This is a genomic window from Demequina lutea (assembly GCF_013409005.1).
GTDB classification, from domain to species: domain Bacteria; phylum Actinomycetota; class Actinomycetes; order Actinomycetales; family Demequinaceae; genus Demequina; species Demequina lutea.
Map to the genome: position 1 here is coordinate 2,338,170 of NZ_JACBZO010000001.1, position 23,927 is coordinate 2,362,096.

The 23,927-nt window shown below is 65.2% G+C and carries 22 protein-coding genes; 6 read left to right on the forward strand and 16 right to left on the reverse strand.

Annotation, left to right across the window (positions count from 1 at the left end; translation table 11 throughout):
• Positions 1 to 14: 14 nt before the first annotated feature.
• Positions 15 to 221, reverse strand: coding sequence for a 50S ribosomal protein L31 (gene rpmE, locus BKA03_RS11290; RefSeq protein WP_062074036.1), 207 nt, complete (start codon positions 219 to 221; stop codon positions 15 to 17).
• A gap of 202 nt (positions 222 to 423) precedes the next feature.
• Between rpmE and BKA03_RS11295 the strand changes: the two genes are divergently transcribed.
• The 3 genes from BKA03_RS11295 (at position 424) to BKA03_RS11305 (ending at position 2,674) form a co-directional block, all read left to right on the forward strand.
• Entirely contained in the window at positions 424 to 1,146 is a 723-nt protein-coding gene (locus tag BKA03_RS11295) for a hypothetical protein (RefSeq protein WP_152649452.1), read from the forward strand.
• Complete coding sequence (locus tag BKA03_RS11300) at positions 1,143 to 1,631, forward strand: RNA polymerase sigma factor (protein WP_062074038.1); 489 nt, start codon at positions 1,143 to 1,145, stop codon at positions 1,629 to 1,631. The genes BKA03_RS11295 and BKA03_RS11300 overlap by 4 nt, the downstream gene beginning before the upstream one ends.
• 110 nt (positions 1,632 to 1,741) lie before the next feature.
• Positions 1,742 to 2,674, forward strand: a complete 933-nt coding sequence (locus tag BKA03_RS11305) for an endonuclease domain-containing protein (protein WP_062074039.1) — start codon at positions 1,742 to 1,744, stop codon at positions 2,672 to 2,674.
• A gap of 109 nt (positions 2,675 to 2,783) precedes the next feature.
• Here the strand turns inward: BKA03_RS11305 and rho are convergent, their stop codons facing one another.
• On the reverse strand, positions 2,784 to 4,580 hold the full coding sequence (rho, locus tag BKA03_RS11310) for a transcription termination factor Rho (protein ID WP_083971227.1): 1,797 nt from the start codon (positions 4,578 to 4,580) through the stop codon (positions 2,784 to 2,786).
• 378 nt (positions 4,581 to 4,958) lie between these two features.
• On the opposite strand from rho, the gene BKA03_RS11315 reads away from it, so the two are divergent.
• Positions 4,959 to 6,167, forward strand: a complete 1,209-nt coding sequence (locus BKA03_RS11315) for an ROK family transcriptional regulator (protein WP_062074397.1) — start codon at positions 4,959 to 4,961, stop codon at positions 6,165 to 6,167.
• A 6-nt stretch (positions 6,168 to 6,173) separates the two neighbouring features.
• On the opposite strand, the gene BKA03_RS11320 is transcribed toward BKA03_RS11315, so the two are convergent.
• From BKA03_RS11320 to BKA03_RS11330, 3 genes are all read right to left on the reverse strand, one after another.
• Positions 6,174 to 7,175, reverse strand: coding sequence for a sugar phosphate isomerase/epimerase family protein (locus BKA03_RS11320; protein WP_062074041.1), 1,002 nt, complete (start codon positions 7,173 to 7,175; stop codon positions 6,174 to 6,176).
• A 26-nt stretch (positions 7,176 to 7,201) separates the two neighbouring features.
• A complete protein-coding gene (locus BKA03_RS11325) occupies positions 7,202 to 8,371 on the reverse strand; it encodes a Gfo/Idh/MocA family protein (protein ID WP_238579352.1) in 1,170 nt (389 codons plus the stop codon).
• Positions 8,372 to 8,452: 81 nt separating this feature from the next.
• Positions 8,453 to 9,490, reverse strand: coding sequence for a substrate-binding domain-containing protein (locus BKA03_RS11330; protein WP_062074043.1), 1,038 nt, complete (start codon positions 9,488 to 9,490; stop codon positions 8,453 to 8,455).
• A gap of 279 nt (positions 9,491 to 9,769) precedes the next feature.
• Here BKA03_RS11330 and BKA03_RS11335 point away from each other — a divergent pair, with 279 nt between their 5' ends.
• Together BKA03_RS11335 and BKA03_RS11340 are read left to right on the forward strand one after the other, a co-directional pair.
• Positions 9,770 to 11,290 (forward strand): sugar ABC transporter ATP-binding protein, encoded by a 1,521-nt coding sequence (locus tag BKA03_RS11335; RefSeq protein WP_238579353.1) that lies wholly within the window; start codon positions 9,770 to 9,772, stop codon positions 11,288 to 11,290.
• The gene (locus BKA03_RS11340) at positions 11,287 to 12,351 is read left to right on the forward strand and encodes an ABC transporter permease (protein WP_062074044.1); all 1,065 of its coding nucleotides are present in this window, start codon (positions 11,287 to 11,289) and stop codon (positions 12,349 to 12,351) included. The genes BKA03_RS11335 and BKA03_RS11340 overlap by 4 nt, the downstream gene beginning before the upstream one ends.
• 150 nt (positions 12,352 to 12,501) lie before the next feature.
• Here BKA03_RS11340 and BKA03_RS11345 read toward each other — a convergent pair whose 3' ends face one another.
• The 11 genes from BKA03_RS11345 to BKA03_RS11395 form a co-directional block, all read right to left on the reverse strand.
• A complete protein-coding gene (locus BKA03_RS11345; protein ID WP_308477976.1) occupies positions 12,502 to 14,283 on the reverse strand; it encodes a glycoside hydrolase family 35 protein in 1,782 nt (593 codons plus the stop codon).
• A complete protein-coding gene (locus BKA03_RS11350; RefSeq protein ID WP_062074045.1) occupies positions 14,270 to 15,391 on the reverse strand; it encodes a sugar kinase in 1,122 nt (373 codons plus the stop codon). Before BKA03_RS11350 ends, BKA03_RS11345 begins: the two co-directional genes overlap by 14 nt.
• Positions 15,388 to 16,032 carry a bifunctional 4-hydroxy-2-oxoglutarate aldolase/2-dehydro-3-deoxy-phosphogluconate aldolase gene (gene eda / locus BKA03_RS11355; RefSeq protein WP_062074046.1) on the reverse strand — a complete coding sequence of 215 codons (645 nt, stop codon included), beginning with the start codon at positions 16,030 to 16,032 and terminating at the stop codon, positions 15,388 to 15,390. The genes BKA03_RS11350 and eda overlap by 4 nt, the downstream gene beginning before the upstream one ends.
• Entirely contained in the window at positions 16,029 to 17,684 is a 1,656-nt protein-coding gene (locus tag BKA03_RS15580) for a DapH/DapD/GlmU-related protein (RefSeq protein ID WP_062074047.1), read from the reverse strand. Before BKA03_RS15580 ends, eda begins: the two co-directional genes overlap by 4 nt.
• The gene (kduD, locus tag BKA03_RS11365; protein ID WP_202965701.1) at positions 17,681 to 18,445 is read right to left on the reverse strand and encodes a 2-dehydro-3-deoxy-D-gluconate 5-dehydrogenase KduD; all 765 of its coding nucleotides are present in this window, start codon (positions 18,443 to 18,445) and stop codon (positions 17,681 to 17,683) included. Before kduD ends, BKA03_RS15580 begins: the two co-directional genes overlap by 4 nt.
• A 10-nt stretch (positions 18,446 to 18,455) precedes the next feature.
• A complete protein-coding gene (gene iolB, locus BKA03_RS11370) occupies positions 18,456 to 19,274 on the reverse strand; it encodes a 5-deoxy-glucuronate isomerase (protein ID WP_062074048.1) in 819 nt (272 codons plus the stop codon).
• A gap of 29 nt (positions 19,275 to 19,303) precedes the next feature.
• Entirely contained in the window at positions 19,304 to 20,167 is an 864-nt protein-coding gene (locus tag BKA03_RS11375; protein WP_062074049.1) for a fumarylacetoacetate hydrolase family protein, read from the reverse strand.
• A 25-nt stretch (positions 20,168 to 20,192) separates the two neighbouring features.
• Positions 20,193 to 21,368 (reverse strand): glycoside hydrolase family 88 protein, encoded by a 1,176-nt coding sequence (locus tag BKA03_RS11380; protein ID WP_062074050.1) that lies wholly within the window; start codon positions 21,366 to 21,368, stop codon positions 20,193 to 20,195.
• 43 nt (positions 21,369 to 21,411) lie between these two features.
• A complete protein-coding gene (locus BKA03_RS11385) occupies positions 21,412 to 22,095 on the reverse strand; it encodes a DUF624 domain-containing protein (RefSeq protein WP_062074051.1) in 684 nt (227 codons plus the stop codon).
• Positions 22,096 to 22,099: 4 nt separating this feature from the next.
• Complete coding sequence (locus BKA03_RS11390) at positions 22,100 to 22,909, reverse strand: carbohydrate ABC transporter permease (RefSeq protein ID WP_062074052.1); 810 nt, start codon at positions 22,907 to 22,909, stop codon at positions 22,100 to 22,102.
• An 83-nt stretch (positions 22,910 to 22,992) separates the two neighbouring features.
• Positions 22,993 to 23,907, reverse strand: coding sequence for a carbohydrate ABC transporter permease (locus BKA03_RS11395; protein WP_062074053.1), 915 nt, complete (start codon positions 23,905 to 23,907; stop codon positions 22,993 to 22,995).
• Between the last annotated feature and the right edge of the window lie 20 nt (positions 23,908 to 23,927).

The window sequence follows — 23,927 nt, forward strand, 5'->3', positions numbered from 1 at the left end:
TCGTCGCGCGGCGATTACTTCTTGCCGTAGCGCTGCTCGAAGCGCGCCACGCGGCCACCGGTGTCCATGATCTTCTGCTTGCCCGTGTAGAACGGGTGGCAAGCCGAGCAGACCTCGACGTTGACCTGTCCGGATAGCACGGTGGACCTGGTCTCAAAAGTGTTACCGCAGGTGCACGTGACAGTGGTGGCCACGTACTCGGGGTGAATGTCCTTCTTCATGATCTCCCTTAAGTGTGCCGCCGGGTCCGCGCGCATACCTTGCGACGGTGAACCGGCTGGCCAGCGTTCTATTCTGCCAGAGTTGAACGCAACCTGCCTACTCGGTGTTCCCTCGCGCCGCTCGGCGGCGGGTCGTTTTGCGCCGCCGCGGACACTTTGGGCCGGTTCCGGCATGTCATGGGTAAAGGATATGGAGCACACCATGACACACGACACCGAGCCGAACCACCTCGACGCCCTTCTCGCCTGCGCCGCGCCGCGGGGCGGGGGCCCGACGGTCGACGGCGACCGCGTGCTTGCCGCAGCGATCAACGAGGCGCGACCAAGCCTCGCGCAGTGGCGACGTCGCCCCGTGCGCACGGCGCTGATCGCTGGCGCGACCGCGATCGTCCTCACCGGCGGTGGGCTCGCGGCAGCGGCCACCATCCAGGCGCGATCGGGCCCACAACCATGGGGTTCGCTCACGGTCGAAGCGTCAAAAGACGCGACCATCTTTGAATGGCCAGTGGCACTGCCCGACGGCACGCGATGCGTCGAGCGTCTCACGGGCTTCGGCCTGAGCGACGCCGTGGCCGCGACCATCCGCGCCACCCTCGACGACCCCTCCGCGATCCTCGCCGGCGACAACGGGGCCGTGCGCGCCGAGTTCCTCGGCTATCTCGATTCCGGGACTTTCTCGTGGTCAGGGGACCGAGCCTCGTTCGAGGCGACGATCGATGCGGGCTACGCTGCGGTCGCTCGGATGGATGCGACCTCTGGTCGCGGCGCCATCGCTGACACGGAACTCGGCGTCGTTCCTGGTTCCGCGGCGAATGAACTCTTCGACAACACCGCGACGCGTCTTGTGCTGGACGCGCTCGAACGCAACGGCGTGAACCCCTACGAGACGCTCAACCCCGAGACCGCCTGCAAGGTCTCGCAGTGACGGACGGGAACGACGCGGTCGCAGACGCCCTCCGCGCAAACGCGGCCGACCTCCTGAGGTACCTCCAGCGTCGGGTCGGCGATGAGGCGCCCGACGTGCTTGGCGAGACCATGCTCGTCGCGTGGCGACGCGGCAAGGACATGCCCGCCGACGCGACTCAAGCGCGCATGTGGCTGTTCGGCATCGCGCGCATGGCCGCGCTTGGTCACGGGCGCGACGCGTCGCGACGGCTGAGGTTGGCCGTGCGGCTTCACGGTCTGGTGGAACCCGTCGTGTGGCCGGACGACGACATCGCACTCGACGTGCAGCAGGCGATTGCCTCGCTCCCCGAGGAGCAGGCAGAACTCGTGCGGCTGGTCCACTGGGAGGGCTTTTCGCTCGCCGATGCCGCGCACGTGATGGGGCTCAACGCCTCCACGGCCCGCGGTCGCTACCAGCAGGCGCGTCTGGAGCTCGCCATGACCCTGCAAGTAAGCAGTCGATGAGTGACCGTTTTGGGCCGCCAAGGGCACTAGTCGACTGCTAGCTCGCGCCCCCATCCACAGATTCACCTCGGCGCTACCACGCGACGCATCGCTGTGGTCAGATTCCACTCATGCGCCCCATCGCCGGGTTGACAGGCCTCAACGGACCTCTCGTACCGTTCCTCGACGCCAACCCGCATGCCTTCACGCGCGCAGACCTCGTCACCAGGTGGTCGCGACGCCAGCTCGACGCGGGCCTTCACGCAGATGTGATCGTGCGCCTGCTTCCCGGCGTCTATTGCGGCACGCCACACGCTCAAGAAGGCTGGGTCAGAGGCGAGGCCCTGAACCTGTGGGCACCGCGCGCGCTCGTGACCGGGGCGCTCGCGTTAGACCTTTACGCGGGGACGGCATTCGCGGCGGGCCACGTCGATCTGGTCACCAACAATGGAGATACTCTCCATCCGCCCGACTGGGTGCGCGTCCATCAGATCGGGCGAGCACTCGCCAGCGGGATGCCTCGCTCCGTCAGTTGCACTGTCCCAGAACGCGCGGTGCTCGACGCGTGGAGGTTCGCGCCGCCAGGGCGCGGAGAAGGCCTCGTCTACGAGGCACTATGGCGACGTATCTGCACACCGACGCAACTCACACGCGAGATCGCGCGAGCGCCACGGGTTCCAGGACGACGCTCGCTGCTGAGACTGCTCGCCGACTTTGACGACGGTGCGACCTCACCCCTCGAGGTGAGGGCTCGGCGGGAGGTATTCGCTGGCGTTCGGTTCCGCGAGTTCGAGTGGCAGGCCGAGTTAAGAGTCGGTCACCGCAGGGCCATGGCGGACATGCTGCACCGTGTGGCCATGCTTGTCGTCGAGTTGGATGGCAAGCGGTACCACTCGACGGGGGACGCGCTGGCGAGCGACCGCGAACGCGATGTTGACCTGGCCGCCGCCGGCTTTCTCACGGTGCGCTTCAGCTGGGCAGACGTGACACGACGGCCGCACTGGTGCCGCGAACGACTGCTCGCGATCCTCGCGGCCCGGCTGCCGAGCGCTGGCAGTCGCTGACTGCCCAAAACCCGCCGCAACGTGCACTAGGTGACTGCGCTCAAGCGTTGGAGGAAGCGCAGGGGCCCGATGCCAACATCGGCATCGGGCCCCTGCGCGTGATCAGAAACTAGGCGTTGTCGGATTCCTTGGTGGGCGTGGTCTTCGCCACCTGCATGAGGAATTCCGCGTTGGTCTTGTTCTCCTTGAGCTTGCCGATGAGCAGCTCGATCGCCTGCTGCTGCTCGAGGCCGGTGAGGACCCTGCGTAGCTGCCAGCTGACCTTGAGCTCTTCGGGGCTAATGAGGATCTCTTCGCGGCGCGTGCCCGACGCGTTGACGTCCACCGCGGGGAAGATGCGGCGGTCGGCGAGCTGGCGCGAGAGCTTGAGCTCCATGTTGCCGGTGCCCTTGAATTCCTCGAAGATGACCTCGTCCATCTTGGAGCCGGTCTCAACAAGCGCGGTCGCAAGGATCGTCAGTGAGCCACCGTGCTCGATGTTGCGCGCGGCGCCGAAGAAACGCTTGGGCGGGTACAGCGCCGACGAGTCAACACCACCCGACAGGATGCGTCCCGATGCGGGAGCCGCCAGGTTGTAGGCACGGCCGAGGCGCGTGATCGAGTCGAGAAGCACCACCACGTCCTGGCCCATCTCGACCAGACGCTTGGCGCGCTCGATGGCGAGCTCGGCGATCGTGGTGTGGTCCTCGGCGGGACGGTCGAACGTCGAGGCGATGACCTCGCCCTTGACCGTGCGCTGCATGTCGGTGACCTCTTCTGGCCGTTCGTCGACGAGCACGACCATGAGGTGAACCTCGGGGTTGTTGACCGCGATCGCGTTGGCGATCGACTGCAGCACGAGCGTCTTGCCGGCCTTGGGGGGCGAGACGATGAGTCCACGCTGACCCTTACCAATCGGTGCGACCAGGTCGATCACGCGGTTGGTGAGGTTGCGAGGGTCCGTCTCGAGGTGCAAACGCGCCTGCGGGTACAGGGGCGTCAGGTCACCAAAAGTGGGCCGATCCATGGACTCTTCCGGATCCATGCCGTTGATCTTGTCAATGCTGGCAAGTGCGCTGAACTTCTGGCGCTGGCCGCGCTCGCCCGGACGGGGAAGGCGTGCGAAGCCACTGACGGCGTCGCCCTTGCGAAGTCCGTACTTGCGGACCTGGTTCATCGACACGTAGACGTCGGACTTACCAGGCAGGTAGCCCGTGGTCCGGATGAAGCCGTAGTTGTCGAGGACATCGACGATGCCGCCTACTGGAGTCAGTTCGTCGTCATCCCTAACATCGTCCTCGTCCATGGACTCCAACTGGCCGCCCTGTTGGCGTCCATCCAAGCGCACGCCGGTGCCCGCGGTGCGACCGCGACCACGGCCGCGACGGCGACGGCCGTTGCGGTCCTCGTCATCTCCACGCGGCTGCTGCGACTGCTGCTGCTGGCGGCGGTTATCGCTCTCGCCGGAGTCTTCGCCCGAATCGTTGCGCTGGCGCTGTTGATTTCCAGACTGCTGGTTTCCAGACTGCTGGTTGCGACCGCTATTGCGACCGCCCTGGTTGCGCTCGTTGTGGTTGCGCTCGCCGCCCTGGTCGCCGGTCGCGGCAATCGCGACGGCTTCCTTCGCCCTGCGTGCGCGCTCGTCGGCCGACTCGTCGGAGTCGATGCCGACGGGCGAGGCGGGTGCAACGGCGGCCTCAGCCGAGGGAGACGCCTCGACCGTGGTCTGCGCGGAACTCGCCGACCGCGACGAACGCGACGAACGCGACGTCCGGGCCGGGGCCTCGTTGGCGGAATTCGTACGGGCTGGCGCGGCTTTGGCGACTCCCCCGTTGCTGATCGCGTCGACGAGGTCGCTCTTCTTCATCTTGGTGACGCCTGCAACGCCGAGCTCAGAGGCAAGGGCCTGGAGCTGGGGCAGTTTCATGGCGCTGAGTGCCGCGGATGTGCCGGCGGCGACTGTGGTGTCTGTCACGGGTTTCCCTTCCTCGCACGAGCCACGGTGGCTCCAGAGATGCGAGTGCTTCCACGGGCGCGTCATGCGACGACGTCGTACCGACGCGCGGAACGTGGTTTGCTGTCCGCCGGGGCGATAGGCGCCGTCCGGGGGAGCACTTACACAGTAGCATCGCGCGCTCTCGATACGCAAAGAACGCCCTCTCGGCGAGGCGCCCCGAGCCGCACTTCGCCCACCCTAGTCAAGAGCGGGGGTCCCCCAATCCCACGCCATCCTTGCGCCGAAATCGCCGAAACCATTCACCGTAAGTTGGCGCACTTACGCTCCCCAAGGCGATAACATATGAGCATGCTCGACGTAACTCATGGCGACACTCATGGCGACACTCTTGGCGACACTGCAGGCATAGACCTCTTCCAGATACTGCGTGACGGCCGGCCGCGCACGCGAAGCGAACTCGCATCGCTCACGGGTCTTGCGCGCTCTACTGTCGCCTCGCGCGTCGAGTCACTCGTGAGACTCGGCCTCGTGCGCCCCGTGGGCGATGCGGTGTCGACCGGAGGCCGACCCTCCAGCCAATTCGCGCTCAACGCGTCCGGTCGAGTCGTTCTCGGCGTCGACGTCGGTGCATCCCATGTGCGCATCGCGGTCACGGACCTGAGCGGCAAGATACTGGCTCAAGATAGCGTCGCCATGGAGGTGGCAGAGGGGCCCGCCGCGGTTCTCGCATGGGTGGCGACCGCGGGGCGGGAGCTGCTCAAGAAGGCGAACGCGGCATCGACCGACTTGCTCGGGATTGGCGTGGGCCTGCCCGGCCCTGTGGAGCACGCCACCGGGCTACCGATCGACCCGCCGATCATGCCCGGTTGGGACCGATATGACGTGCCGCAAAACCTCGGCGAGCAGTTCGGCGTACCCGTGCTCGTGGACAACGACGTCAACATCATGGCGCTCGGAGAGCGCGCGGCGTCGTGGCCTCACATCGACCACTTCATCTTCGTCAAGGTCGCGACGGGCATCGGCTCGGGCGTGATCTCTGGGGGTCTTCTCCAGCGTGGCGCTCAGGGAATCGCCGGCGACATTGGCCACGTATACGTGCCGCAGGGCGACGACGTGCCATGCCGCTGCGGCAACAAGGGTTGCCTCGAGGCGCTCGCCGCGGGTCCCGCAATCGCGCGCACACTGCGTGCCGCCGGACTCGACGTCGAGTCGAGTGCCGACGTCATTGCCCTCGTGAAGGCGGGTAACACGGATGCAATCCGGGCGGTACGCGAGGCGGGTCGCACCATCGGCCAGGTTCTCACCGCGTGCGTCAGCATCATCAACCCAGCCGTGATCGTCCTCGGCGGTTCCATTGCTCAAGCAGGCGAACATCTGCTGGCGGGCGCACGCGAAGTCGTCTATGCGCGCTCCATGCCGCTCGCGACGGGCCAACTACAGATTTCCAACTCTCGAGCGGGAGCCAACGCCGGCGTTCTGGGGGCGAGCATGCTCGCCATTCACCACGCACTCTCCCCCGAGCGGGTCGACGCGTTGTTGGCGTCGACCGCCCGGTAGAGCCCCCTATTCGCGCGAACTGAACGCCGCGTCGAAGGCGGCATCGGGTGCATCAAACGCGAGTCGACGCACGAACTCCAAGCCTTCCGGCGCTCCCAAGAGGCGGTCCATGCCCGCGTCCTCCCACTCGACCGATAGAGGACCCTCGTAGCCGATCTGGTTGAGCATCCGGAACGCGTCCTCCCACGGCACGTCACCGTGACCGGTGGAGATGAAGTCCCAACCGCGGCGCGGGTCGGCCCAGGGAAGGTGCGAACCCAGGCGCCCGTTGCGGCCATTCGTCATGCGCTTGCGGGTGTCCTTGCAGTCCACGTGATAAATCCGGTCCCTGAAGTCCCACAGCAGCGCCACCGGATCGATGTCCTGCCACACCATGTGGCTCGGGTCCCAGTTGATACCAAACGCCTCGCGGTGCCCGATCGCTTCGAGTGTGCGCACCATGGTCCAGTAGTCGTAGGCGATCTCACTAGGGTGGATTTCGTGTGCGAAGCGCACACCCACCTCGTCGTAGACATCCAGAATCGGGTTCCAGCGGTCTGCGAAGTCCTTGTATCCCGCATCGATGACGTCCTGGCCCACGGGCGGGAACATCGCAAAGTACTTCCAGATGGACGAGCCGGTGAAGCCCACCACCGTCTTCACCCCCAACTTTGCGGCCAAGCGTGCCGTGTTCTTCATCTCCTCGGCCGCGCGCTGGCGCACGCCCTCGGGATCACCGTCGCCCCACACCTTGTCCGAAACCATGTCGCGGTGCCGCTGATCGATCTCGTCGCAAACTGCCTGGCCCTTGAGGTGATTGGAGATCGCCCAACACTTGAGGTTGTACTTCGCGAGCAAGTCAAGCTTGCTCTGCACGTAGTCCTCGTCGTCCCACCGCCAGGGGTCAAGGTGATCGCCCCAACAAGCGAGCTCGAGGCCGTCATAGCCCCATCCGGAGGCGAGCTTCGCCACCTCCTCGAGCGGCAGGTCGGCCCATTGGCCGGTGAACAAAGTAATCGGTCGCGCCATTGCAGTGATTCCTTCCATGGTCGTCTTTAGGATGTCGTGTCAGTCCACGCGCTGCCGGCTCCTGCACTGCGCTCGACGGCGTCGAGTACGCGCTGGACCTGCCACCCGTCGGCGAACGATGGCGTGGGCTGCTCGCCCGCGGCGATCGCCGTGACGAAGTCGCGCACCTGGTGAGTGAACCCGTGCTCGTAACCCAGCATGTGCCCCGCGGGCCACCACGCGGCCATGTAGGGATGGGACGGATCTGTCACCAAGACCTTAGTAAAGCCCTGCCGATCGGCGGGGGCGGTCGCGTCGTAGAGACTAAGACTGTTCATGTCTTCGAGGTCAAACGCGATAGCGCCCTTGTCCCCCGAAATCTCGACCCGCAGCGCGTTCTTCCTGCCGGTCGCGAAACGCGTCGCCGTGAACGTGCCAAGACCCCCGCCCGACAAACTCGCCATAAATAGCGCACAGTCGTCTACCGTGACCTGCCCGCGCTCGTCCGAGGCCGTGCCCGACAGGCCCTGACGCTCTCCGACAATGGGTCGCTCTGTCACGAAGGTCTCAAGCGTTCCGCTGACTCGAGTCAGGTTCTCGCCGGTGATGAACTGTGCGAGGTCGATGGCATGGGCGCCGATGTCTCCCAAAGCGCCGGAGCCCGCCTTCGACTTGTCCAACCGCCACGTGAGGGGCGACTCGGCGTCAACGAGCCAATCTTGGAGGTAATCGGCGCGGACGTGTCGCACCTTGCCAACGAAGCCCTCGCGCACGAGCTGCCGCGCGAAAGCCGCGGCGGGCACACGTCGATAAGTGAAGCCGACCATCGCGAAGGTGCCGGCTTTACCAGCGCGATCCGCGGCACGCGACATCGCCTCGGCCTCATCCACCGAGTTGGCAAGTGGCTTCTCACACAGCACATGCCTGCCCGCGTCGAGAGCCGCAATCGCAATCTCAGCATGGGTGTGACCTGGGGTCACGATGTCGACGATGTCGATGTCATCGCGCGCGATAACTTCGCGCCAATCCGAAGCCGCCTCTTGCCAGCCCCAATGCTCGGCGAGATGGGCGTTCTTTTGTTCATCGCGGCCCACGATCACGGCCATCTCCGGCTCGCGGTCGAGGTCGAAGAACCGGGGGGCGACTCGCCAGGCCTGGGAGTGTGCGGCTCCCATGAAGCCGTTGCCGATCATTGCTACGCGCAGGGGCGCTGACATGCTTGTCTCGCTTTCTTGTCTCATGGAGTTCGGGTCCCGGTCGGGGTGCCCGCCAGCCGGCGGGCACCCCTGTCGGTAGTTCTAGGACGCGAATCCGATCGGGAGGTACTCGTCCACGTTGTCCTTGGTCACCACGGGGGCGTTCAGGACGATGCGGTTGGGAATGCCCGACGATGCGAGATCGCCCATGTTCTTGTTCTGAGCAAGGAGCCTCGCGAGAGCGATGCCGTCTGCGGCCTGAGTCGACGGGTAGATAACGGTCGCCTCGAGCACCGTGTCACCCGCCTTGATGGACTTCATGGCGTTAAGCGAACCCGCGCCACCCACCATGAAGAACTCGCTGCGTCCAGCCTCGTCGATCGCGGCGAGGACTCCGATGCCCTGGTCGTCATCGTGGTTCCAGATGGCGTCGATCTTGGGGTTGGCCGACAGCAACTGCGCCGTGACCGCCTGGCCACCCGCGATGGTGAAGTCCGCGGCCACACGAGCGTTCACCTTGAGCCCGCAGTCCGAAAGCGCGTCGGCGAAGCCGCGGCTGCGGTCCTGCGTCAGCGGCAGCGAGTCGATGCCCGCGATCTCTGCAACGACGGCGTCGGACTGTCCGGCGAGCTTGTTGCAAATGTAGGTACCCGCGCTCACGCCCATTCCGTAGTTGTCGCCGAGGATGGTGACGCGTGCCGCGGCGGTGGACGAGAACTCGCGGTCGACGTTGATGACCGGAATGCCCGCTTTCATCGCCTTGATGGCGGCCTCGGTCAGAGCGGCGCCGTCGGTCGGCAGCAGCACGATCACGTCAACCTTGTCGTTGATAAAGGTCTCGACCTGGCTGATCTGCAAGTTGGCGTCGTTCGTGCCCTCGGCGACCCGCAACTCCACGTCGCCGTACTTCTTCGCCTCGGCGATGGCCGCTGAGTTGATCGCGCCGAGCCAACCGTGGTCGGCCGCGGGCCCCGAAAAACCGATGACGACTTTGTCGCCGGCAGCGGCGTTGTCGACGCCAGCAGCTGCAGTTCCGCCGGTACCTCCGCCATCGGAGCTGCATCCTGCCAGCAGCGCGATGACAGCAGCGGCACTGGCCGCCGCAATTGTTCGCATTCGCATGGTGCGGGATGCGGTCATGTTTTCCTCCTCGTTGAGTCACTCTGGTCGTCGCCAGCGAGAAAGGCACGTGGCGCGAATCACGAAGGTTTTCCTACGGCTCGCGCGCAACCTGTCCGCACTGACACGTCGACGCTAGCAGACCTTCGCGTTCAGTGCGCATCTTTTGCGTGTCTGTCGTCATAACGTTTCGGTCACGGGTTTACGGCCAATTTGTGCGCAACTGAGCACGTATTCGCGTCTGGACTCTTGGCCAAATGGTGATCGCGCGATCGATTGCGCATGTGTTAAGTTCAACGTGTGATCAAAGCCGACCACCAGACGTCATTACTGCAAGTTCGCGGGCTCACCAAGAGTTTCGGCGGCACCCAAGCCCTGAAGGGCGTCGATTTTGACGTGCGCGCAGGGGAGGTTCACTGCGTGCTCGGCCAGAATGGTGCAGGCAAATCGACCCTCATCAAGACCCTCTCGGGCGCACATCAGCCCGACGCAGGGGAGTTTGTGTGGCAGGGACGAACCGTGACGATCACCGACCCCGTGGCCGCTCTCGACCTGGGAATCGCGACGATGTACCAGGAACTCGATGTTGTCGACGGCCTGTCGATAGCAGACAACATCTTCCTGGGCCACGAGAACTCTGCGGGCGGCGTCGTGCGCGGGCGCGCGACCAACAATGCTGCGCGGGACCTTATGACGCGGCTCGGCCACGGCGACCTCTCCCCCACGCGCGAGGTCGGCACCTTGTCCGCGGCCAACAAACAGATCGTGGCGATGGCGCGAGCACTCTCCCACGACATCAAGCTCATGATCATGGACGAGCCAAGTGCCGTGTTGGACTCGGAGGAGGTCAACAACCTCTTCCGCGTGGTACGCGAGCTCACGTCACAAGGCATAGCGGTGATCTACATTTCTCACCGACTCGAAGAGATTGAGCGGGTCGGGGACCGCATCACCGTGCTCAAGGACGGGCGGTCACAGGCCGCAGGGCTGCCGGCACGCACCACGCCAACGCGGCAGCTGATCTCGCTCATGACCGGAACCGACATGGAGCACGTCTTCCCCCCTCGAGTCGCAGTGCCCGACAACGCCCCTGTAGTACTTGACGTGAGCGGCCTCGCCGCAGCGGGAATGTTCAGCGACGTGACCTTCACCGTGCGTGCCGGAGAGGTGGTGGGCCTCGCGGGGCTCGTCGGATCGGGACGGTCCGAGATTCTTGAAACCATTTATGGGGAGCGTCGCGCCACCGCAGGCACTGTCACGCTCGCCGGAAGGCAGCTCAAGTCAGGCTCGGTCAGCGATGCGGTCCATGCCGGCATGGGGCTCTCCCCCGAAGAGCGCAAGAGCCAAGGGCTCATGCTCGAGGAGCCGATCTACCGCAATGCCACGCTGTCCACCTTCACCCGATTCGCGCACGGACCGTTCCTCGATGAACCAGCAGAACGCGCCGCGACCCGCGAACAGATGACGGCGTTGGAGTTGCGGCCGGCCGAGCCCGACCGCATCACCCGGACCCTGTCGGGAGGTAACCAGCAGAAGATCATGCTCGCGCGCTGGCTGATCCACGGCACCAAGGTGCTATTGCTGGACGAGCCCACTCGCGGCGTCGACGTAGGCGCCCGCATGGAGATTTACGGGTTGATTCGCCGACTCGCGGCCAAGGGCACGGCGATCGTCGTGGTCTCGAGCGAGATCGACGAAGTCCTGGGCCTTGCCGATCGTGTGCTGGTCATCTCCGACGGCGGAGTCGTCGCCCAAAAGGCAACCACAGAAATCGACGAGCACGGCGTGCTCGACTTTGTCATGAAGGGAAGTGCCGCGTGAGCGAGCCGACCATCACCAACACGGCCGACGCCACCCAGGCGGATGACGCGGCAGCCAGCCACAACCCTGCGAAGCGCATTTTTGCAAGCCCGGCCGGGCGCAGCATCGGGCTCATGATCGCCCTGCTGCTGCTCGTGGTCGTGGGCGCGATCACCGCGGGCGACAACTTCATGAACGTCAACAACTTGCTGGTGATACTGCGGTCCGCGTCCGTGATCGGCGTGGTCTCCATCGGAGTGACGTTCGTGATCACCGCAGGAGGAATCGACCTGTCGGTCGGTTCGGTGCTCGGCCTCGCCTCAGTTCTCGCAAGCCTTGGCGCGATTCAGACGGCAGCATCCGGCTTCTGGCCGCTCATGGTCTTCGTCGCCGTCGCGGGAGGGATCCTCGCCGGGCTCGTCAACGGACTGATCATCGCCTACGGCAATGTTGTCGCGTTCATGGCAACTCTCGCGATGCTTGTCGGGGCGCGCGGGGTTGCGGAACTCGTTTCCCAGCGCCACACCCAGATCGTCGACAACAAGGGCTTCCTCGACTTCTTCCGTGCAGACCTACTCGGCATCTCGTGGGTGGTGTGGATCTTCGCCATCGTGGCGGTGCTCGCGTGGTTCCTTCTCAACCGCACTACCTTTGGCCGACGCACGGTCGCGATCGGCGGCAACGCCACGGCCGCCCGACTCGCAGGTGTCAACGTCAAGCGCCACACGGTGTACCTGTACATGCTGTCGGGCGCGACCGCCGGCATAGCGGCGACGATGCTGCTCTCGCGCACCACTGCGGGCACATCAACGCACGGCCAGCTCTATGAGTTGGATGCCATTGCCGCCGTCGTGGTGGGTGGCACGCTACTCGTGGGCGGCCGCGGAACGATCGGTGGAACGGTTCTCGGTGTCCTGTTGTTCCAGACCCTGACCAACGTGTTCATCCAGAACAATCTGTCGACCTCGGTGCAACTCGTCGCCAAGGGCATCATCATTGTCGCCGCAGTATTACTCCAGCAACGCTTTGCTAACCGCGACCGCGGGAGCGCAAAAGCCGCGCCGGGAGGCCACACCGCCTAGGGGTGCGCGCCCTAGACGGTGTCCTCGCCTGTGTGCGGAGGCATTGACGCTTCGGGTGCCACGGCCGCGTCAAGCGTGACCGGGGCCGCCGGTCGGTGTCAGTCGACACCGAGTCGGCCACACCGCCTGCTTTCAACGGCCCTCGGACACTCAGGAGTCGGTGGGACCCAAGTCGGGCGCGCCGACGAGGGACATCGAACCCCCGTCCGAGGACGCGAGTTCGAGGACTGTCACCTCGTTGCGACCCGCCCTCAGCAAAGGCGCTGGAATGTACAGGGTGCGGGCCGGTCCCTCGCGGGTGTACCGACCAATCATTGCCCCATTGATCCACACCCAGCCACAGCCCCATCCGGCAACGGACAAGAAGGCATCCGCCGCTTGGTCGAGTTCGAACGAGCCAAAGACGACCACGGGGCCAGCGATCGGCCCGTCAGCGTCACGTTGCTCGCGAACCACCACCGCGATACGCCCTTCGATCGACGCGAGACTCAGCGGCAAGAACCGCCATCCTCGTAGTTCTCCTCGCGCGGTCCGGACGCCGCCGACGATGCCCTTGGGCTCGCCAAGCCGCGGGCCATAGTTCACGCGGCCACGACTCTCGACGAGCACGTCGAGCCGTCCGCCCCGTCGAGGGACGGGCGCCGAGTTCTTCCGCGAGGCACGGTCAAACTCCGCGATCGGTTCCCCGTCAAGGCGTACCCAAGCGCGGTCACGGATCTCGCCCACGGCAAGAACCCCGGCATCGGCAGGCAAGTCGGCTCGATAGAGCCCCAAGCCCTGCCACAAGCCCGCGTCGTCGAACGTGGGAGGAGTGTCCGACGCGACCCACTCGCCATCCTCCGCGTCTATCATCGAATCGAAGCTAGCGGCAGCGTGAAAGCAGACCTCGGCCCGCGGAGCAAGGGCACGCTCGGCGGGGACATCGGCCCCTGTCAGTTGCGGCACGGTGACGTGCCGCTCGATCACGTCCCGTAGCGCCCACCACTTGTCCGTGACAGTTCCGTCCTCGGCCAGCGGCGCGTCGTAGTCATACGAGGTGACGACCGGTCGGTAGTAGCCCCTGTCGTTTGCACCGTTCCACAGCGCCTGATTGGTGCCGCCGTGAAACATGTACAGATTGAACGATGCACCGCTTGCCATGAAGTACTCGATGTCCGACCCATTGCGGTCGGCGGAGGCAACATGATGCGCCTCGCCCACATTGTCGAACCAACCGTTCCAGAACTCCACGCACATGAGCGGACCCGTCGGCTGATGGCGCCGCAACACCGCGAGCCGCTCCTCGGCCCCAGAGCCGAATGTCGCAGTATGCAGCAACTCGGGAAGACCGCCTCGCTCGAGCATCTCGTCGTTGGCCTGGTCGCAAGTGAACAGCGGAGTGTCCAGCCCGCAACGCCGCATCGTCGACACGAGGGATCGCAAGTACACCTTGTCGTTGCCGTACGCGCCGTACTCATTCTCGACCTGAACCATGAGCACGGGGCCTCCCCGAGGAACCTGTCGAGGCACCACGTGCTCGAGCACCCGCTCGAGATACCCCTCGACCGCCTCCAAGTAGCGGGCATCACTGCATCGCAACGCGATGTCGGGTATCGCCGTGAGCCACCCTGGAAGACCGCCGTTGTCCCACTCGGCGCAAATGTATGGCCCCGGACGCACGATGGCGTGCATCCCCTGTGCCGCTATCGCGTCGAGGAAGGCTCCGAGGTCGCGGTTGCCATCAAACCCCCACGCGCCCTCGTCGGGCTCATGAACGTTCCATGCGACGTACGTCTCGATGGCGTTGAGCCCCATGAGCCGTGCCTGCCGGATGCGGTCCTCCCACAGGGACGGGTGCACCCGGAAGTAGTGGATGGCTCCCGAGCGAATCTGGTGGGGCGCGCCATCGAGGAGAAAGTCGTGCTCTCCGACTTCGAAGCTAGCGATCGACACGGGCACCTCCACCGCTCGCAAGCTTGTGAACCTCGGCCTTGGTGGCCATCGTGGTGTCGCCCGGCGTGGTCATCGCGAGCGCACCATGCGCCGCACCGTAGTTCACCGCGGCATCGAGGCTCTCCCCTTCGAGAAGCCCATGAATGAGTCCCGATGCGAAGGAGTCGCCGCCTCCGACGCGGTCGAGAATTTCGAGCGAGTCGCGCTGAGTGGCACGGGCAAGGCCCGAGTCCCGCGACCATGCGATCGCGCCCCAGTCATTGACGGTGGCGGAGTGCACGGCGCGCAACGTCGTCGCGATGACCTTGAAGTTCGGATATGAGGCCGCCGCATCGTCGATCATCGCCGCGAATCCGGAAATGTCCAGCTCGGCAAGCGAGTCATCGACGCCCGTCACCTCGAAACCGAGCGACGCGGTGAAGTCCTCCTCGTTGCCGATCATGACGTCGACGTGCGGCGCGATCGCCCGATTCACCTCCTGAGCGCGGTCCTTGCCGCCGATGGACTTCCACAGGCTCGGCCGGTAGTTGAGGTCATAGGACACCACGGTTCCGTGACGATGCGCCGCGGTCACGGCGGCGATCACCGTCTCGGCGGACGTCTCCGAGAGCGCCGCGAAGATGCCGCCCGTGTGCAACCAGCGCACACCGAGCTCGCCGAACAGGTGATCCCAGTCCACTTCGCCCGCCGCGAGTTGCGAGGCCGCGGTGTGGCCGCGATCGGATACCCCCACGGCGCCGCGCACGCCAAACCCGCGCTCGGTGAAGTTCAGCCCGTTCCTGGTCGCGCGCCCGATGCCGTCGTATTCCTTCCACACCACGTGCGAGGCGTCGACGCCGCCAGCAAGGATGAGCCCCTCGATGAGTCGCCCGATCTCGTTGTCGGCGAGCGCGGTGATCACCGCAGTGCGATACCCAAATGCGCGCGACAGCCCGCGTGCCACGTTGTACTCCCCGCCACCCTCCCACGCGTGAAATTCGCGCGCGGTGCGAATGCGACCCTCGCCGGGATCGAGGCGGAGCATGACCTCTCCCAGGGAAACCGCGTCGTATCGGCACGCCGCTGCAGGACGGACGTCAATCACGGGCCTGGGCGCCTGTTCGGTCATCGCGAGTCTCCCTCGTGTGCAGCCAATGCGACGGCATCGGCGACCAATGCCTGCACCTGTTTCCAGTCGCCGGCCGCGACCAAGCCCCTCGGAACCATCCACGAACCGCCCACGGCACGCACGCACGAAAGTGCCAGGTACTCGTGTAGATTCGCTGGCCCGATGCCGCCAGTAGGGACGAACGAGACGTCTCCGAAGGGGGCCGCGAGCGCGGCGATCGCCTTGGCGCCGCCCGAGGTCCCCGCGGGGAAGAACTTCACTACGGAGATGCCCAGTTCGAGCGCCGCCTGCACCTCGGTTGCCGTCACCGCCCCCGGAAGCACCGCCACGCCCAGTTCGCCGCATCGCTCGACAACCGCGCGCGAAAGCCCTGGTGAGACCACGTAGCTCGCGCCCGCTCGGACCGCCAGGGTCACCTGCTCGACGGTGAGCACGGTTCCCGCGCCCACCAGCACGTCACCGCGTGCTGCCATGATGCGAATCGACTCCTCGGCGGCCGCCGTTCTGAACGTCACCTCCGCGACGGGAAGTCCCCCGTTGACTAGCGCACCCGCGAGGCCGTCCGCGCGGGAGGCGTCGTCGAGCACCACCACCGGCACGAGCCGATGGTGGGCGAGCCTGTCGAGAACTTCCGTTGTCATGTTGCTCTCCATCTGCGGTCGGGCTGCGACCATCTCAATGCGGGCCCCGGCCGATGCACGCCTGCGGGTCGGTAGCCGAGCGCGTCAGCGATGTTCATCAGGTCGGCCGCGTACCACAGGGTCGCCAACCACATTTCGGTGCCCTGAAGCGTGGCTGGGCCGCCAGGCTCAAACGGCAGGCCGCCCTCCGGCTGCCATGCCGCAAGGGTCAGGTCAATGACGGTTCTCGCCACCGAACGCGAACGATTCCTCAGGCACTCGTCGCCGCGGGCCCACCACAGCAGCCACACGACATCGAGCGCATCGCAAGCGTTCGCGGTGCTCCAATCAAGTCCTGCCTCATAGTCGGCAACGGTGGTGGCGAGGAGCGGGTCGGCACGGCGCTCGTCCCATTGAGCGGTCGTTCCGCGCAGGGCACGATAGGTGCCGTTGACCGCGTCACGAAGAGTCGGGCCACGAGCTACCAGTCCCGTTTCGGGATTGCGCCTTGAGGTCACGAATCCCAAGACCACCTCTAGCAGCCCGTCGGTGGGAGGGGCTACCGGCGAGGCTTCGGGTGCGCCAGCGCGTGCGGACCAGGTGATGGCCGTGCCGACAGCGTCGATGAGGGCCCCCGCCGACCACCCGTCATCGGCGAGCGGTAGCCGCGCGAGCGCTTGGCCGAGACCGTCCGCGTCGAGCCCGACTATCGCGGCAACCGGATGAGGAAACGACTCCTGGAGGAGGTCGAGCGCATAGCCGACGCTGAGCACGTGATAGGAGCTCGTTTGGTCGGGAAGCTCTCCCGGTGGAGGAGCCTGAACGTCCTCACCGAACTCGGGAACCAGGCCAAGGACGGCGTCCTGCAGGCGCTTCAACTCGCCGCCGTGATCACGATCGGCAAGAAGGGACGCGTCGGCGAGCAGCGTCGCAATCTCGATGGCATCGCAGCGTGCCCGCACCGTCGGCGCCGCCGCGGCGTGATCTCGATACGCTTCGCCGTCCCACGCGCGGGCAAGGATGCCACGGCTGTCGGCACGGGCGCGCCCCGCGAATGCCTGCAGCCCCAGCGCGAGCACGTCCTCGGCGCCACGGCGGTCTCGCACGACGCGAGCGGGGTTTCCCACCACCACGGCCCAGGCAGGGACATCGCGAGTCACGACCGCGCCCGCACCCACCACCGCATGGCTACCAATCGTCACGCCATCGAGCACGATCGCATGGCCGCCGATCCACACGTCGTCGCCCACCACAATGCCGTCCGCGGTAAGGGGCTGGGTGAACATCTCCGTGTCGATCGACTCGAAGCCGTGGTTGAAGCCCAGCAGCGCCGCATACGAGCCGATGCGCACCGCCCGCCCGGTACTCACGTTGCCGCGAACAACCGCACCCACATTGACGGAGCAGTCGTCGCCGATGCTGACGTCACCACTGACGTGAGCGTGCGCAGCGATGTAGGAGCGGTCTCCGAGGTAGAGCCTCTCCGGGTGGACAGCGGCGAGCCGCGACACCATCGCGCGATCGCCCAGGAGGTAGCCGCGTGCACGAAGATCGGCGAGTCGCCGCTGTTGGTCCGCGCGAGCATCTTCCGACGCGATTTCCCAGAAGGACCACGCCGCAAAGTCTGGCTCGAGGGAGTCACCCTGAGTCTCTTCCCCAGGCGGTGGGGTCATCGCGCAAGCCACCCACCGTCGACGGGAACGATGGCGCCGTGCATGTAGTTGGAGGCGTCCGAGGCGAGGAACACCGCGACGCCCTGCAGGTCCTCTGGCGTGCCCCAGCGTCCGGCAGGGATCCGCTCCATGATGCCTCGCGACCTGTCGGCGTCGGCCCGCAGCGGTGCAGTGTTGTCCGTCGCCATGTACCCGGGAGCAATCGCGTTGACGTTCACGCCGCTTCCGGCCCACTCATTCGCGAGCGCCTTGGTGAGACCTGCAACGGCGTGCTTCGTGGCGGTATAGGACGCCACGTTGACGCCGCCCTGGAACGACAGCATCGAGGCAACGTTGATGATGCGCCCGCCGCCCTGCGCGATCATGTGTCTGCCCGCTGCCTGTGAGAGGAAGAAGACCGCGTCGAGGTTGACCGCGATCACGTCGTCCCAGTCACCTTGAGGGAAGTCCACCGCCGGGCTGCGGCGGATCGTGCCCGCGTTGTTGACGAGCACGTCGAGGCCGCCCAGGTTCTCGACCACCTCGTCGACAACGCCCGCAAGGTCGGTCGCCGTGGCCGTGAGGAAGTCCGATTTCACGGAGTAGGCGCGGCGGCCGAGCGCGCGCACCTCGTCCGCGGCCTCCAACGCTCCTGATCGGTCGAGCAGCGCGATGTCCGCTCCCGCCTCCGCGAGCCCGAGCGCGCAAGCACGCCCGAGCCCGCGGCCGGCTCCGGTCACGAGCGCGACCTTGCCGTCCAGTCTGAAACTATCCAAGATCACGGCGGACTCCCTAGTGGCCCAGGTCGCGCAGCATGGACACAGTGCGGTTGACCCACCCGACGTTGGGGTCGTCCACCGCACCCTGCGTGCGACCCACGCCACCCAGGAACCACAGGTAGTAGGTGGTGTATCCGGGGGCAGACACCACAGTGTGGTAGCCCTCGGGCATCATCTGCATGCCGTGCTCGCGGATCGTGAAGTTCTCTTCGTAACCCTCGTCCGTGTACATGCGACTGATGCCAAACCCATCGGAAGGGTTGACGCGGAAGTAGTACCCCTCCTCGTGCTGGGCCTCGGCGGGAAGGTTGTCGTTCTTATGACGGTGAGGCGGGTACGTGGACCAGTTCCCCGACGGGGTGTAGGTCTCGCCCACGATCAGACGGCTCGCGGGAAGGTCGGGCTGCGCGGTCTCGGTGAGGATCTGGTGGAAGTTCCTTCCAAAGTTCGCCGCGCCCCATCGGCCCGCTGCCACCTGGTCCGGCGCGATCATGTACGGGTCCGTGTCGAGGTCACTGGGCGCCGACGGCATGGCGATTTCGACGTTCGTGAGCGCAGTGAAGGTGTAGTCGTGTCCTCGCGGGATGTACACGGAGTGAGGCTTGCCAGAGAAGACGTTGGGCCGCCCGCCCACCGACGAGAAGGCGACATCGCCGACGGTTACGGCAACCTTGCCGCCCAAAACCACGGCGAGTATCTCGCGGTCGCCCGAGCTGGCCTTGTGGGTCGCGCCCTTGCTGAGCCGCACGGTCTGAAAGTCGATCACCGAGCACGGGTTGTTCGGAATCGAGTTCACGCCCTCGTCGGCGGATAGGTAGAAGTGATTCTTCATGGCTGTTCCTTTCATTCGGTTGCGGCGGCTTAGGGTTCGGCGACGAACGTGGTCGACAGGGTGCCGATGCGGTCAAACGTGACCGTGACGACGTCGCCTGGAGCGAGGAAGCGATTCTGGGCACCGGCCTCAGGCAGCTTCCCTGGGGTTCCGGTAGCGATGATGTCGCCCGGCTCGAGCGTCATGACACTGCTGAGGTACGAGACCAGGAACTCGACGGTGAAGATCATGTCGGCGGTCGACGCGCGCACCGTGGTCTCCCCATTGCACGCGACGGTCACAGTCTGGGCGTGTGGCTCCCCCACCTCGTCGTGCGTCACGATGGCGGGACCCATCGGCCCGAACGTGTCAAAGGACTTGCCTAGCACCCATTGGGTGCCGCGCTTTTGGATGTCGCGGGCGCTGACATCGTTGAACACCGTGTACCCCGCGATGTAGCCTCGCGCGTCGACTCGCGATACGTTCTGCGCGGTGGCCCCGATGACGATGGCCATTTCGCCCTCGTAGTCGACCTGAGTGCTCACGGCAGGAAGCACGGTGACGTCCTCTGGACCGACGACGACGTTCGACGTCTTGACGAAGATCTCGGGGAACTCCGGCGCGACGGGGCCATCACCACCATGTCCTTGATAGTTGTAGCCGACGCACACGATCTTGCCGGGTCGCGGAATGGGCGCAAGCAACGTGACGTCGGCACGCGGCATTCTCATGCGAGTGGGCGCTGAGGCAGCCGCCTGGGCCATCTCCAGACCTGCCTCACCCGCAGCTAGCAGGCCAATCATGGTGCTTGGCGCACCGGAGACAGAGGCAGCGATGTCCACCACAGTGGATCCACCGTCAAGCAGCACACCCACGCGGGCGCCGCGACCGGCCTCGAATGTCACGAGCCTCACGACAAGTCCCTCTCAATCCGCGCGCTCACCAGTACGGCGTCCAATCGGGCACCACCACACGCGTGAGCGCCTCAAGGTAGAAGTAGTCGCCCCAGAGGTTACCCTCGTCGACGCCGACTCCCTTTGGCTCGTCGTAGACGCCGTGCGCGAGGAGTGCATTGGAGTCTTCGTCGGCCGAAGGGGTATAGAGAGACATGAGCGACGACAGGATCGTGAAGGCTGCGTCCCTGTAGCGATCTGCATCCGGTCCCGCACACGCTCCCGCGAGCTCAAGCAAGCCGGTAGCGGCGATCGCGCCCGACGAACTGTCGCGAGGCGCGTCGGCGCCCTCGCCGAACGCAAGGTCCCAGTACGGAACGCTGTCTTCGGGCAGGTGGTCCAGAAAGTAGTCCGCACACCGGCGCGAGGCCTCGAGGAAGGTCTCGTCTCCTGTGTGCCGGTAATTGATCGCGAAGCCGTAGATTCCCCACACCTGGCCGCGCGCCCAACACGAATCGTCGGCGTGGCCCTGCGCGGTACCGCCGCGGAGCGCCGCGCCGGTCTCCGTGTCCCAGTAATAGGTGTGGAACGTCGAGGAGTCTGGCCGGATGATGTGGTCGCGCAGTTGTCGCACGTGGGCCGTCGCTGCGTTCGCGAAGGTGGCATCGCCCGTCACTTCGGACGCCCAAAAGAGCAACGGGGTGTTCATGAGGCTGTCGATGATCGTGCGACCACGCTGCTCGAGATTGTCGAGGTCGCCCCACGCCTGGATGATGCGCGCCTTCTCGTGGTAACGCGTCATGAGGTGCCTGGCAGCCGCCAGCGCCGCGTCGCGTGCCTCGATGTCGCCGTCCTCCCGCCATGCGATCGCGCACGAAAGCGTGTAGAGGAATCCGAGGTCGTGGGTCTCGATGTCGATCGCGTTCTCGATGCGCTCGCGGAAGCTGCCGATGTGCCGCAGCGCAAGTCGCCGATAGTTGTCACCGGGGGCAAGCTCGGACGCTAGCCACAACATGCCTGGCAAAAAGCCGGTGGTCCAGCCGGTGTTGGCACCGTCCGGCAGGCCGGTGCGGCGCCTTAGGTGATAGATGCCGCCAATGGTGGTGTCGTCCGGATAGCCAACAGCGAACGTGCGCACGTTCGCGTCAATGACCGCGAGCGCCGCATCGGTCGCGGCACGCGCGCGCACCCCGAGGTCATGCGAGACGCCAATGTCACTCATAGATATGTCCTTTCGGTGGGCGACGACGGCCGCCCATCAAGCGTCACCATGTCGGTGCGAGCTCACGCTCGGGAACCGCCAGCGCGGGACGCAGGGTGTACGAGGAATTCGCCCAGGCCAGGTAGAGCACCGGCGCAGCGATGAAGCCAAGGCCCAGAGCGGGCTGTACAGCCACGATGGCGGTGAGTACGCCGACGACCACGAGCGAAACCGCGGTGAGGTACCAGCGGCGCACCGCCAGGAACAGGCACGCCTTCCAGGCAGTACGGAGCGTGACACCCGGGTCGGCGGCGACTCCCACGAGGACGTGAAGGGAGACTGCGATCACAAGCACGGCCGCCATGGCGAACATCGGGATCGCGAACGCCCCGACGCTCTTTCCCCACACGGCGACCACATCCACGGCCAGGATGAACAACAGCGTGGAGGTCGCGACTCCAACGATGATTGCCCGGCGGAACGTCGTGCGCCATCCGCGCACGAACGTGCGCACCACCGTGGCGACGCCCTGCTCCGAGTAGGACTGGAAGACGGTGAAGGCGGCCGCGACTGCGGGGCCTACGAGCGGGCTGAAGAGAGCCAACAGCGGCCACGACCGTCCGAGATCGCCCAGCAGGTAGACGGCGACGAGGGGCGCGGTCGCGATAATCAGCAGCACGTTGGTGCCGAGCGCCATGTAGATGGTCCCCGTGAACTGTTGGAACATCGAATAGAAGCCGGATTTCATCGCGTCACCCCTTGATCCCTGTGGTCGCGATGCCTTCTACGAAGTACCTCTGGCCGAATGCGAAGATGATCGCGATGGGCAGCACCGACAGCACGGATCCCGTCATGATCAGCGCGTAGTCGGCGTTGTATTGGGAAATGAAACTGTTGAGACCGAGCTGAATTGTCCAGATGCTGTGGGAGCGAAGGTAGATGAGCGGACCGAGGTAGTCATTCCACACGTTGACAAACGTCAGGAGGCTCAGGCTCGCGATCGCCGGTACCGACAGCGGCAGCATGATGCGTCGGTAGATCCCGTACTCGCTGAGTCCGTCCACGCGGGCCGCCTCGCTCAGCTCATGGGGAACCGAGTCAAAGAACTGCTTCATGAGGAAGACTCCGAACGCTCCAAACGCCTGCAACGCCACCATCGCCCAGAGGGTGTTGGTCAGATGGATCTTCGAAAAGATGATGAACTGCGGGATCATGTACGCCTGCCAAGGCACCGCGATCGTCCCGATGTAGGCGAGGAAGAGGACGTCCCTACCGCGGAATCGCATCTTGGAGAAGCCGTAGGCGGCGAAGCTGCCGGTGAACACCTGCAGGAAGGTGATGACGACGGACAGGAACAGCGTGTTCTTGATCCACGTGATCATGTCGGACTTGACGAAAATTTCGACGTAGTTGTGCCAGACCACCGGACTCGGAATCCACTTGACCGGGATCGTGAACACTTCGTTGTTGTGCTTGAGAGACGACGCCGCCATCCAGAAGAAGGGCACCAAGACACCGATGGAGGCGGCGGTCAGTGCGAGATACCCGAGCACGCGCCACATCGGGTATAGCCGGCTACGGTGCAGCGGACGGCGGGGGCGGGAATGTGGATCCCGCGGCGTCGCGAGACGGGACATTGTGGCGGTCATGACTCATCCCGCTTCTTGTTGACGACGAACTGGACGACAGTGATGCCGATGCTGATCAGGAACAGGACCACCGCCGCAGACGAGGCATAGCCGTAGTCGTTCTCCAGGAATCCCTTCTTGTAGATGAATTGCGAGAGCACCGTGGTCGCCTGGCCGGGACCGCCGTTGGTCATGACCAGCACAAGGTCGAAGATCTTGAGACTCCCGATGGTGAGGATCACGGTGATGAAGAACGTGGTGGGGCGCAGGCACGGGAGGGTGACATTCACGAACCGCTGCCACGCGTTGGCGCCGTCCGTGCGTGCCGCCTCATAGAGATCGCGGGGCACCGTCTGCAGGCCCGCGAGGAACAGCAGCATGTAATAGCCCGCGTCGCGCCACACGCTCACGATGATGAGCGCTGGCATGGCCCACGTGCTCGAATTGGTCCATCCGGGCGGGTTGTCGATGCCGACCGACCGCAGCACCTGATTGATCACGCCGTAGTCGGGGCTGTACAGCATGTTCCATACCGCAGAGATGGCCACGATGGACGTGATGAAGGGGAAGAACGCGGCGGTGCGGAAGAAGGTGACGCCGCGCATCTTGGTGTTGAGCAGCAGCGCCATGGAAAGTGAGATGACCAGCGTGAGCGGAATGTGCAGCGCGCTGTAGTAGAGGGTGTTGATCAACGCCTTGTGGAAGCTCGCATCATGTAACAGCCGCGTGAAGTTGGCGGTGCCGATCCAGGTGGCCTTGCCGAAGACATTCCACTTCGTAAAGGAGATATAGAACAGCAGGATCACTGGTAGGAGCGTGATCGCTCCGAAGCCAAGGAAGTTCGGCAGGATGAAGGACCAGCTGGTGAGCGTGTTGCGCAACTTGAGCGTGCGCCGGGACCGCGTGGGGCCTTCGGTAGTCATCGTTGACATAGGGGCTCCTCAGAGAGGTG

What these genes read in the sequence shown, in the direction of transcription:
- BKA03_RS11380 (WP_062074050.1), bottom strand. Translation starts at nt 21,368, where the DNA reads ATGAGTGACATTGGCGTCTCGCATGACCTCGGGGTGCGCGCGCGTGCC.
- BKA03_RS15580 (WP_062074047.1), bottom strand. Translation starts at nt 17,684, where the DNA reads ATGACCCCACCGCCTGGGGAAGAGACTCAGGGTGACTCCCTCGAGCCA.
- BKA03_RS11390 (WP_062074052.1), bottom strand. Translation starts at nt 22,909, where the DNA reads ATGTGGCGCGTGCTCGGGTATCTCGCACTGACCGCCGCCTCCATCGGT.
- BKA03_RS11320 (WP_062074041.1), bottom strand. Translation starts at nt 7,175, where the DNA reads ATGGCGCGACCGATTACTTTGTTCACCGGCCAATGGGCCGACCTGCCG.
- BKA03_RS11315 (WP_062074397.1), top strand. Translation starts at nt 4,959, where the DNA reads ATGCTCGACGTAACTCATGGCGACACTCATGGCGACACTCTTGGCGAC.
- iolB (WP_062074048.1), bottom strand. Translation starts at nt 19,274, where the DNA reads ATGAAGAATCACTTCTACCTATCCGCCGACGAGGGCGTGAACTCGATT.
- rho (WP_083971227.1), bottom strand. Translation starts at nt 4,580, where the DNA reads ATGAAACTGCCCCAGCTCCAGGCCCTTGCCTCTGAGCTCGGCGTTGCA.
- BKA03_RS11330 (WP_062074043.1), bottom strand. Translation starts at nt 9,490, where the DNA reads ATGACCGCATCCCGCACCATGCGAATGCGAACAATTGCGGCGGCCAGT.
- BKA03_RS11385 (WP_062074051.1), bottom strand. Translation starts at nt 22,095, where the DNA reads ATGAAATCCGGCTTCTATTCGATGTTCCAACAGTTCACGGGGACCATC.
- BKA03_RS11305 (WP_062074039.1), top strand. Translation starts at nt 1,742, where the DNA reads ATGCGCCCCATCGCCGGGTTGACAGGCCTCAACGGACCTCTCGTACCG.
- BKA03_RS11395 (WP_062074053.1), bottom strand. Translation starts at nt 23,907, where the DNA reads ATGTCAACGATGACTACCGAAGGCCCCACGCGGTCCCGGCGCACGCTC.
- eda (WP_062074046.1), bottom strand. Translation starts at nt 16,032, where the DNA reads ATGACAACGGAAGTTCTCGACAGGCTCGCCCACCATCGGCTCGTGCCG.
- rpmE (WP_062074036.1), bottom strand. Translation starts at nt 221, where the DNA reads ATGAAGAAGGACATTCACCCCGAGTACGTGGCCACCACTGTCACGTGC.
- BKA03_RS11350 (WP_062074045.1), bottom strand. Translation starts at nt 15,391, where the DNA reads ATGACCGAACAGGCGCCCAGGCCCGTGATTGACGTCCGTCCTGCAGCG.
- BKA03_RS11295 (WP_152649452.1), top strand. Translation starts at nt 424, where the DNA reads ATGACACACGACACCGAGCCGAACCACCTCGACGCCCTTCTCGCCTGC.
- BKA03_RS11325 (WP_238579352.1), bottom strand. Translation starts at nt 8,371, where the DNA reads ATGTCAGCGCCCCTGCGCGTAGCAATGATCGGCAACGGCTTCATGGGA.